This window comes from Citrobacter pasteurii, from assembly GCF_019047765.1.
Classification (GTDB): Bacteria; Pseudomonadota; Gammaproteobacteria; order Enterobacterales; family Enterobacteriaceae; genus Citrobacter; species Citrobacter pasteurii.
Map to the genome: position 1 here is coordinate 2,467,161 of NZ_CP077262.1, position 10,090 is coordinate 2,477,250.

At 51.8% G+C, this 10,090-nt stretch carries 9 protein-coding genes; 4 read left to right on the forward strand and 5 right to left on the reverse strand.

Annotation, left to right across the window (positions count from 1 at the left end; translation table 11 throughout):
• The first annotated feature begins 22 nt into the window (after positions 1-22).
• Positions 23-877 carry a 3-deoxy-8-phosphooctulonate synthase gene (gene kdsA, locus I6L54_RS12035; RefSeq protein ID WP_003020772.1) on the forward strand — a complete coding sequence of 285 codons (855 nt, stop codon included), beginning with the start codon at positions 23-25 and terminating at the stop codon, positions 875-877.
• 98 nt (positions 878-975) lie between these two features.
• Here the strand turns inward: kdsA and chaA are convergent, their stop codons facing one another.
• Positions 976-2,076: a sodium-potassium/proton antiporter ChaA gene (gene chaA, locus I6L54_RS12040; RefSeq protein ID WP_005126368.1), complete on the reverse strand. Its 1,101-nt coding sequence runs from the start codon at positions 2,074-2,076 to the stop codon at positions 976-978.
• Positions 2,077-2,479: 403 nt separating this feature from the next.
• On the opposite strand from chaA, the gene I6L54_RS12045 reads away from it, so the two are divergent.
• Positions 2,480-3,175, forward strand: coding sequence for a gamma-glutamylcyclotransferase (locus I6L54_RS12045; RefSeq protein WP_005126370.1), 696 nt, complete (start codon positions 2,480-2,482; stop codon positions 3,173-3,175).
• Between the two features lie 60 nt (positions 3,176-3,235).
• Here I6L54_RS12045 and I6L54_RS12050 read toward each other — a convergent pair whose 3' ends face one another.
• Both I6L54_RS12050 and I6L54_RS12055 read right to left on the reverse strand, forming a co-directional pair.
• Positions 3,236-3,481, reverse strand: a complete 246-nt coding sequence (locus I6L54_RS12050; RefSeq protein WP_003020763.1) for a DUF1883 domain-containing protein — start codon at positions 3,479-3,481, stop codon at positions 3,236-3,238.
• A gap of 263 nt (positions 3,482-3,744) precedes the next feature.
• Positions 3,745-4,098, reverse strand: a complete 354-nt coding sequence (locus tag I6L54_RS12055) for a DsrE/DsrF/TusD sulfur relay family protein (RefSeq protein ID WP_005126372.1) — start codon at positions 4,096-4,098, stop codon at positions 3,745-3,747.
• A gap of 175 nt (positions 4,099-4,273) precedes the next feature.
• On the opposite strand from I6L54_RS12055, the gene I6L54_RS12060 reads away from it, so the two are divergent.
• A complete protein-coding gene (locus tag I6L54_RS12060) occupies positions 4,274-5,659 on the forward strand; it encodes a YchO/YchP family invasin (protein WP_072041495.1) in 1,386 nt (461 codons plus the stop codon).
• An 11-nt stretch (positions 5,660-5,670) separates the two neighbouring features.
• Here the strand turns inward: I6L54_RS12060 and narL are convergent, their stop codons facing one another.
• Complete coding sequence (narL, locus tag I6L54_RS12065; protein ID WP_040233229.1) at positions 5,671-6,321, reverse strand: two-component system response regulator NarL; 651 nt, start codon at positions 6,319-6,321, stop codon at positions 5,671-5,673.
• Positions 6,314-8,110, reverse strand: coding sequence for a nitrate/nitrite two-component system sensor histidine kinase NarX (gene narX, locus I6L54_RS12070; RefSeq protein WP_040233228.1), 1,797 nt, complete (start codon positions 8,108-8,110; stop codon positions 6,314-6,316). The genes narL and narX overlap by 8 nt, the downstream gene beginning before the upstream one ends.
• Positions 8,111-8,449: 339 nt before the next feature.
• On the opposite strand from narX, the gene I6L54_RS12075 reads away from it, so the two are divergent.
• Positions 8,450-9,841, forward strand: a complete 1,392-nt coding sequence (locus I6L54_RS12075; protein ID WP_005126378.1) for a NarK family nitrate/nitrite MFS transporter — start codon at positions 8,450-8,452, stop codon at positions 9,839-9,841.
• Positions 9,842-10,090 lie beyond the last annotated feature (249 nt).

The following is a 10,090-nucleotide window of genomic DNA, read 5'->3' on the forward strand; positions in this document are numbered from 1 at the left end:
ACCTACCGTTTAAGGCGATCCTATGAAACAAAAAGTGGTTAGCATTGGCGACATCAACGTGGCAAATGACCTGCCGTTCGTGCTGTTTGGCGGAATGAACGTGCTGGAATCCCGCGATCTGGCGATGCGCATTTGTGAGCACTACGTAACCGTTACTCAAAAGCTGGGTATCCCTTACGTGTTCAAAGCCTCCTTTGATAAAGCCAACCGTTCTTCCATCCACTCTTACCGTGGACCGGGCCTTGAAGAAGGGATGAAAATCTTCCAGGAACTGAAGCAGACGTTTGGCGTAAAAGTGATCACCGACGTTCATGAAGCCAGCCAGGCACAGCCTGTTGCCGATGTGGTGGATGTGATTCAGCTGCCGGCATTCCTTGCTCGTCAGACCGATCTGGTAGAAGCGATGGCGAAAACCGGTGCCGTTATCAACGTGAAGAAACCGCAGTTCGTAAGCCCTGGTCAGATGGGTAATATCGTGGATAAATTCCATGAAGGCGGTAACGATAAGGTTATTCTCTGCGACCGTGGCGCGAACTTTGGTTATGACAACCTGGTTGTGGACATGCTGGGCTTCAGCGTGATGAAGAAAGTCTCCGGCAACTCACCGGTGATTTTTGACGTGACCCATGCGCTGCAGTGCCGCGATCCGTTTGGCGCAGCAAGCGGCGGTCGTCGCGCGCAGGTTACTGAACTGGCGCGTGCCGGTATGGCGGTAGGCCTGGCAGGTCTGTTTATTGAAGCGCATCCGGATCCAGCCAATGCGAAATGCGATGGCCCATCCGCGCTGCCGCTGGCGAAACTGGAACAGTTCCTGACGCAGATTAAAGCCATAGATGACCTGGTGAAAAGCTTCGACGAGCTGGATACTGAGAACTAATTCATTTTGTGTGCCTGACAGAGCTTGCGCTTATCAGGTCTACGAAAGGAAATAAGAAGCCGGACCCGACAAGTTGTGTCGGTGTCCGGCTTTTTTTATCAGGCGAATATTGTCATCAGGTAGGCGATAAACAGTGCCAGATGTGCTGCACCGTTGAGCACATTGGTGCGTCCGGTGGAGAAGGAGATATGGCACAGCACCAGCGAAGAAACCATGACAATCATCTCTGGTGCGCCCAGCGCGAACACCAGGTCATTCCCTGTTGCCCAGGCAATCAGTGTGACGACGGGTACGGTCAGTGAAATGGTGGCAAGTACTGAGCCGAAGAATAAATTCATCGCTCGCTGCACCTGATTGTTCAGTACTGCTTTCAACGCACCTAAACCCTCAGGGGAGAGAATAAGCAACGCCACCAGGAAACCGGTAAATGCCACTGGTGCATTCAGCTCAGTAAGTAATGTTTCCAGCGGATTGGCATTCATTTTGGTGACGGCAATAACGGCAATCAAATGGATGACAAGCCAGGCGGCGTGCCACAGATTGCTGTGCGCTGAAGGTTTACCGTGATGTGGGTCATCGCCGTCCCCCTCATCTTCATGTTCGTAAATGAACAGGCTCTGGTGTGTTTTGGTCTGGATCAGCAAAAATACGCCGTACATTGCTGCTGAAATTAAGGCTACCAACAGTGCCTGCGCGGTGGTGAAATTCGCTCCCGGTAATGCCATCGGGAATACCAGCACGATAATGGCCAGCGGGAATAGAGCAATTAAATACTGCTTAATACCGAACAGGTTCATATACTGGGTAGCAAATTTGCGACCACCCAACAGTAATGAAAACCCGACCAGCCCACCGGTTACGATCATAATGATTGAATAGAGCGTATCGCGCATTAGCGTGGGCGCGGCGTCACCGGTTGCCATTAATGCGGAAATTAAACTGACTTCGAGAATAACCACCGAAAGGCTGAGGATCAGCGAGCCATAGGGTTCACCAAGTCGGTGAGCTAATACGTCTGCATGACGGACAACGCTGAATGCACTACTTAATATACCAATAAGGGCTAGTGCGTTAATGCCGATGACCACTGGTAGTGACTGACTGCTCCCCCAAAAGAACAGTACTACCAGCGCCAAAACCGGAAAGGCGAGTGAGGTCTCCTTGTGGCGGGTTTTTACCGCCTCATGTGCATGTGTCATGTAATTAATTCTCCATCTCTGCAGGTGCTTATAATTATAAATGTATTAAAGAATGTAAAAAATAACAGATCTTTCGGTATTTCCGATCTGATTTTACGTAATTTTACGGCATGGACCATTTTTTGCATCAAAGCGAGCAAAATGGTGTGTCTTGTTTAGAGAGCATTTGAATAACAAGATGTTAGGTTTCTAAATCAATCAAAATAGCACACGATGATATGCTGACGGTCGTGCCAGGCCGGGACATAAAAAGAGAATATAAAGTGCCGTTGAGCCTTTGTTGCCTTGCATGCAGGCGGTGAATTGCCTATTGTCCTGGTATTGGTTTCAAAATGAGCAGTAAAAAAGCCTGGAAGGCGTCAAAAAAGTTGTTGCAGGGAAGTCGCAGTGGCGGAGGTGTAAGGTGTTAACGCGTGATTTTTTATTGAATGCTGACTGTAAGACGGCATTTGGTGATATTGAAGAATCACTACTCTGGTCGGCGGAACAACGGGCAGCCTCACTGGCCGCCACGCTTGCCTGCCGTCCAGATGATGGACCGGTGTGGATCTTTGGTTATGGATCGTTGATGTGGAATCCGGCGTTAGAGTTTGAAGAGTCCTGTACCGGGACGTTAGTCGGCTGGCATCGCGCATTTTGTTTGCGCCTGACGGCAGGGCGAGGAACGGCCGGTCAGCCAGGACGTATGCTGGCCTTAAAAGAGGGCGGACGCACTACTGGTGTAGCCTACCGTCTGCCGAACGCGTCGCTGGAACAAGAGCTTTCTTTGCTGTGGAAGCGTGAAATGATCACCGGATGCTATCTGCCCACCTGGTGCCAGTTGGCGCTTGATGATGGCCGAACGGTGAGTGCGCTGGTCTTTATTATGGATCCGCGACATCCATTGTTTGAGTCCGATACCCGTGCTCAGGTTATCGCACCGCTTATTGCTTCTGCCAGTGGGCCATTGGGAACCAACGCGCAATATCTGTTCTCGCTGGAACAGGAATTGGTGAAGTTGGGGATGCAGGATGACTGTCTTAACGATCTGGTGATTACGGTCAGAAGGTTGTTGGGAGAGAACCTGCCGGAAGGCGTCATGCGACCCGGATTTGCCTAAGCGTTGCCGGGTTATCTGTTGTGTGCCCGATAAGCGTAGATGCTTTCGGGCAGTACATCATCAGGCTGCAATATAACTGATTGAATGCTCCAGAGACTGGCTGTGGCTGTCGATCAGCACATTCCAGATGCCGGTATAGGGCACGGTAAGCCATGCGTTATCACGATCCTGCACGCTTAAGATGTCAGACTGCGTGTCTTTGACGTGATTTTTCTCGCTCATCAGATGGATATGACAGCGCTCAGAACAGCGTACCACCACCGTATCTCCACCGAATAATTTCAAACTTGCCTTCACTAATGCCATTTTTCACCCCGTTCTTGAAAACAACGTACTTTCTGTTGAAAGTGCTGCGTGATGTTGTTCACATTTCACTCATTGCATAACACCAAAGGGGAGGGGGCAGGATGCTGATTTTGATCAAAAAATGGCATAACGATTAAACAAAAATGACAAAATCCCTTAAAAGGGTTGAAAGGGCGAGCTTACGTTTAACGAAACCGCGCCCATCTGAGATTAAATCGGGAAATTACCGGCACTTTCAGTACGCTTGCCTGAAAGTGTTGGCATCAGAAGGTCAAAACCTTATCTGCTGCCAGCGTCCACTGAGCCAGTTCCACCAGCGTACCGACTTCAACGCCATCAATTAACGGCAGTGCGGTGATCCCGCGGCCATCGGTACAGGTTTTGCAGAGTTTTACCGGAACGTTTTGTGCTGTCAGGATTTCCAGCATTTGCTGAATATTATAACCCTCCCCCGGTTTCTGCCCGCGCAGCCCTGCAGTGACGGCATCCGACATTAAAAACAGACGCAGGTCGAGGCTGCCCTCCTGCTCGCGCAGAGCGATGGCCAGACGCAGACTGTTGAATAACGACTCGCTTCCATAGGCTGCACCGTTGGCGATGATCACTATCTTTTGCATTTTTACTCCTGTTGCTGCATGTGAACGTTAATAACTGACACGTATGTTACACCTATTTCCCGATGCCAGGATAATGCCGAAAAAGGAAGGAAGGGCTGAAAATCAATGCTGAAGACGTTATGGTTTAAGATAAGTATGCCGCTGTGGCTAATTGATGTAAGAAACCACTAACGATTTGAGCCGTAATATTTATTTATCTCTCGCAGTATTCTCACTCTTGCCGTTTGCAGGCGGTACTGCCAGCGCGCAATCGTCTTTTATTCACCAGGCGGAAAACCCTTTCGATAACAATAGTGATGGCTTGCCCGATCTCGGTATGGCGCCGGAGTCGCGGGCAGGCGAAAAGCACTTTGCCGAAATGGTTAAAGCGTTTGGGGAAGCCAGCATGACCGATAACGGCCTTGATACTGGCGAGCAAGCGAAGCAGTTCGCGTTTGGCCAGGTGCGTGACACGGTCAGTGAGCAGGTGAATCAACAGCTTGAATCCTGGCTTTCTCCGTGGGGGAATGCCAGCGTTGGGCTGCAGGTGGATAAAGAAGGCAGCTTTACCGGCAGTCGGGGAAGCTGGTTTATTCCGTGGCAGGATAATCAACGCTTTCTGACCTGGAGTCAGTTGGGGCTTACGCAACGTGACGAAGGGCTGGTGAGTAATGCGGGGATTGGACAACGCTTCATACGCGATGGTTGGTTGCTGGGCTACAACACCTTTTACGATAACCTGCTGGATGAAAATCTGCCGCGCGGCGGGTTTGGCGCCGAGGCGTGGGGAGAGTATCTGCGGCTATCCGCCAACTACTACCAGCCGTTTTCCTCGTGGCAGAATCGTTCTTCAACACAGGAACAAAGGATGGCGCGGGGCTACGATCTTACTGCGTTGATGCGGTTACCTTTTTACGAGCATCTCAATACCAGCGTCAGCGTCGAGCAATATTTTGGCGATCGGGTAGACCTTTTCCACTCGGGAACGGGCTACCGCAACCCGGTGGCGGTAAACCTGGGACTGAGCTATACGCCAGTGCCGCTGATTACGGTGACCGCGCAGCATAAACAGGGCGAAAGCGGGATAAGCCAAAATAATCTGGGATTGACCCTCAATTATCGTTTTGGCGTTGCGCTAAAAAAACAGTTAATGGTGAGTGAAGTCGCAAACAGCCGATCGCTGGGCGGGAGTCGTTATGACGATCCTCAGCGTAACAGCGTGCCAACGCTTGAGTATCGCCAGCGTAAAACCTTATCTGTATTTTTGACAACACCGCCGTGGGATCTGAAACCCGGCGAGACGGTAGCGTTGAAATTACAGGTGCGTAGTCAGTATGGCATCCGTCATCTGACATGGCAGGGAGACACGAAAGCATTGAGTTTAACGGCCGGGAGCCATCCTCGCAGTGCGCAGGGCTGGACGATTATTATGCCGAAGTGGGATAGCAGTGAAGGAGCAACCAACCGTTGGCGGCTGTCCGTCGTCGTGGAAGACGAGCAGGGCCAGCGTGTCTCTTCCAATGAGATCACGCTATCACTGGCCGAACCGTTTAATGCCGTTTCAGGAAATGATCCTCGTTAATACTCGCGTTATCAGAAGATGCGTTCCTGGTGCACCCATACCGCGGCTTCAACGCGTGATTTAAGCTTCATTTTCTTCAGCATATGCTTCACATGCACTTTTACCGTGCTTTCGGTGATGTCGAGGCGGCGAGCAATCATCTTGTTAGGCAGACCCTGGGCGATGAGCTTAAGAATATCGCGTTCACGTGGCGTCAACTGAGTTACATCACGATCGGAGGTCGCACGGTTAGCGCGCAGGCTGGCGGCCAGAACCGGGGTTAAGGTTTCGCTCAGCACCATTTCACCGGCGGCAGCCTGTTGCAACGCCTTCAGTAGCTCTTCTGGCTCCATGTCTTTCAACAGATAGCCGTCAGCACCGCGTTTCAGGGCGGTCACTACGTCTTCTTCATGATTGGAAACACTGAAAACGACAATGCGTCCGGACAGAGATTTCTCTCGTAGCTTATCAAGCGTTTCCAGACCGTTCATACCCGGCATGTTGAGATCTAACAGGATCAGATCGGGATCAAGGGATTCAGCCAGCTCGATACCCTGCTCGCCATTACTGGCTTCGCCGACCACGGTGATATCGGACGCCATGCTGACAAGCTGTTTTACACCGGTGCGCAGCATCGGATGATCGTCGATCAACAGGATGGTTGCCGGTTCCAGATTACTCATGGGTATCTCCTTGGACTTCTGTGAAGTTTGTTTCGGGAATAAAAGTGACAGCAACTTCAGTACCGCCCGTCTCGCGACGGCGTACACGGCAATCGCCGCGCAAGCTCTGCGCACGGTCGCGCATTATAATCATGCCGTAGTGGTTACTGCGTTCGGCGTTTTCCGGTACGCCGCAGCCGTTATCTTGAACTGTCAGTTTGACCTGTTTGCCATTTTGCACCACCGTCACGATGACTTCATTGGCCTGAGAGTGTTTAAGCGCATTACTCAGGGCCTCACGGGCAATCTGCAGCAGGTGGATCGCCTGATGTGAAGGGACCAGCCGCGGCGGCAACTGATAATCCAGCTTCACCGTAAAACCAAAGCGAGCGCTGTATTCCTGGCAACTGGCTTCCAGCGCAGGCCGCAACCCAGGCTCAGTCAACTGCAAACGGAAGGTCGTCAACAATTCACGTAGCTGTGCCCAGGAGGCGTTCAGCTCGTTACGAATCTGACTTAGCAACTCACGGCTGTTTTCCGGGAGCGCGTCGCCCTGCATCTGCAAACAACTGACCTGCATCTTCATACAGGAGAGCGATTGTGCAATAGAATCATGGAGTTCGCGAGCAATGGTGGCACGCTCTTCCATCACGATCAACTGCTGCTGACGTTCCTGGTGTCTGTCCAGCGCCAGTGTTGCGGTGAGTTGTTCAACCAGAGTATCGACCAGTTGCTGCTGATCGTGACTGAGATGACGCCCGTACGGCAAGGTGGCGAGCAGAATACCGTACTGGGTATGCGCATCGGTCAGCCGCCATTTCAGCGTAGTGCCACCTTCAATGGCGGGCAGTGTGCCTCGTGGGCACAGATGACAACCTTTTTCATCGCAACTGGTATTCGACTGGCAGGTAAATTCCTGATGATTATCTTCATCTTCCAGGTCATAAACCCGCAACTCAATATCGTGCAGCAGCGTTAAGTTTTGCAACCCGTTGAGTACCGGTGAAAGCCGCTCACACAACGGTATCTGTGAGTGCAGACGGCGGTTGGCTTGCCACAGGAAAGAGAGGATCTGGTTTTTATGTTCCAGACCCGCGGTTTTTTCCTGCACCCGCTGTTCCAGTACGGCGTAACTTTCGGCCAATTCTTCGGACATATTGTTCAGCGCCGAACCCAGTGCCGCCATCTCATTACGTCCGCTGATATGCGCACGCTGCGTAAAATCACGCTGGCTGACGGCGCGCGCCATCGCCAGCAGTTGTTTCCACGGCTGCAGCAGGCGTACGCGCAGCCAGATGATTGTGAATACCAGCAGCAGTGCCATAAATATGGCCATCAGGCGATGCAGCAGGACGACGCGTTCGATACGTAATTCGGTAGTATGATCAAAGGCGGTAACCAGTTTATCCAGTCCGGTCACAAAGCGTGAAACGTCGTCGGCGACCGCATCACCCGTTTGGGCATGTTTAAGCCCAGGTGCCAGTTCGGTGTGCCAGTAATCCTGCAATGCCTTTAACTGGGTCTGCTGGCCGTCGCGCTGTGCAGCACGAGTCAGTTCAGGGCTAAACGCTGTTTGTTCCATTTCATCCAGCAGCGGTTGATCGCTGGCGTCCAGCGGTACGGCAGCCAGCAAACGGTAGCTCTGCATACGTAGCGAGCCGGCTTTATTGATCGCGTGAGCGCTACCCTGAATGCCTTGTACCAGCCAGCCGGAGACAGCCATACCCGCCACGCCAAGCGCGGTAGACAGTAAAACAATCAGCGCCACCTGGTTGACCAGCGTAAGCGGGGAAAGACAACGTTTAAACATGTGACTTCTTCCTTCGGGTTTTCAGAGAGCAGAAAACCTTATTGAATGACGATTCTGCTGCAGGCAGTGCCGCTATTCTCAGCGATACACTGGAGTATACCCATACCTCAAACGGGCTACCCCTTAATTGCCGACAGGGGGAGAGATCCCGGACGTCGGGGAGTAGGGTGCGACAGAAGCGTGAAAAACCACATCTTTTTTACCGAAGTTATGTACTCATTTAGGGTAATGATAAATTTTAGGCGTTAATAATGACACCTTTTCCTTTGATTTATATCAACTTACCCCCCGCTGTAAACCCTAATGTTGCAGGCATCGAAACAAGTATCAGAGGTGTCTATGAGTCACTCATCTGCCCCGGAAAGGGCATCTGGATCTGTAATCACAGAATGGCGGCCGGAAGATCCCGCCTTCTGGGAACAGCGTGGTCAACGAGTTGCCAGCCGTAACCTGTGGATTTCAGTCCCTTGCTTGCTGCTGGCGTTTTGCGTATGGATGTTATTTAGCGCGGTGGCGGTGAACTTACCGAAAGTGGGATTCAATTTTACCACTGAGCAGCTGTTTATGCTGACGGCATTGCCTTCAGTTTCCGGCGCACTGCTGCGCGTACCGTACTCCTTTATGGTTCCTCTGTTCGGTGGTCGCCGCTGGACGGCATTCAGCACAGGTATCCTGATAATCCCCTGCGTGTGGTTAGGCTTTGCTGTGCAGGATACCACCACGCCGTTCAGTACCTTCATTATTATCTCCCTGCTGTGCGGCTTTGCCGGTGCAAACTTTGCTTCCAGCATGGCAAACATCAGCTTCTTCTTTCCTAAGCAGAAGCAGGGTGGTGCATTGGGGCTGAACGGTGGTCTGGGCAATATGGGCGTCAGCGTGATGCAGTTGGTTGCGCCGCTGGTGGTCTCACTGTCCATCTTCGCCGCTTTTGGCAGCCACGGCGTTGAACAACCGGACGGCACGCAGCTGTATCTGGCCAATGCCGCCTGGATTTGGGTACCGTTCCTCGCAATTTTCACGCTGGCCGCATGGTTCGGTATGAACGAACTGGCAACGTCGAAAGCGTCGTTAAAAGAGCAATTGCCGGTGCTGAAACGCGGGCATCTGTGGATAATGAGCCTGCTGTATCTGGCAACCTTCGGCTCTTTCATCGGCTTCTCCGCAGGTTTCGCGATGCTGTCAAAAACGCAGTTCCCGGAAGTGCAGATCCTGCATTACGCCTTCTTTGGCCCGCTGATTGGTGCACTGGCGCGTTCTGCCGGGGGAGCAATCTCCGACCGTCTGGGCGGGACGCGTGTGACATTGGTTAACTTCGTGTTGATGGCAGTCTTCAGTGCCTTGCTGTTCCTGACCCTGCCAACCGATGGGGTAGGTGGTAACTTTATTGCCTTCTTCGCGGTATTCCTGGCGCTGTTCCTGACGGCCGGTCTGGGTAGTGGTTCAACCTTCCAGATGATCTCTGTCATCTTCCGTAAACTGACAATGGACAGGGTGAAAGCGGAAGGCGGCTCTGAAGAGAAAGCGATGCGTGAAGCAGCGACTGACACGGCAGCGGCGCTGGGCTTTATCTCTGCGATTGGCGCGATTGGCGGCTTCTTTATTCCGAAAGCGTTTGGTACATCTCTGGCATTAACCGGTTCTCCGGTCGGTGCGATGAAAGTATTTCTGATCTTCTATGTCGCTTGTGTGGTCATCACCTGGGTGGTATACGGACGTCATTCTAAAAAGTAAAAAAGAGGTATACACAAAATCATTCTAACTGCATCAAGGCGGCAAGTGAGAAATCCCCAGGAGCTTACTGAAGTAAGTGACTGGGGAGAACGAGCGCAGCCAACGCAGAAGCAGTTTGAAGGATGAAGTGTAGGTTGATTATCCATTGCGCGGCGTTATACCGCGCTTTTTTTTGCTTGTAATTAGTTACAACATACTTATATGTTATGACACAACAACTGCCTGTGAGAACAGTGCTCTCACTATGCC

Bases quoted from the DNA above. Each gene is read 5' to 3' on its own strand.
- kdsA (WP_003020772.1), top strand. From the start codon at position 23: ATGAAACAAAAAGTGGTTAGCATTGGCGACATCAACGTGGCAAATGAC.
- chaA (WP_005126368.1), bottom strand. From the start codon at position 2,076: ATGACACATGCACATGAGGCGGTAAAAACCCGCCACAAGGAGACCTCA.
- I6L54_RS12050 (WP_003020763.1), bottom strand. From the start codon at position 3,481: ATGGCATTAGTGAAGGCAAGTTTGAAATTATTCGGTGGAGATACGGTG.
- I6L54_RS12055 (WP_005126372.1), bottom strand. From the start codon at position 4,098: ATGCAAAAGATAGTGATCATCGCCAACGGTGCAGCCTATGGAAGCGAG.
- narL (WP_040233229.1), bottom strand. From the start codon at position 6,321: ATGAGTAATCTGGAACCGGCAACCATCCTGTTGATCGACGATCATCCG.
- narX (WP_040233228.1), bottom strand. From the start codon at position 8,110: ATGTTTAAACGTTGTCTTTCCCCGCTTACGCTGGTCAACCAGGTGGCG.
- I6L54_RS12075 (WP_005126378.1), top strand. From the start codon at position 8,450: ATGAGTCACTCATCTGCCCCGGAAAGGGCATCTGGATCTGTAATCACA.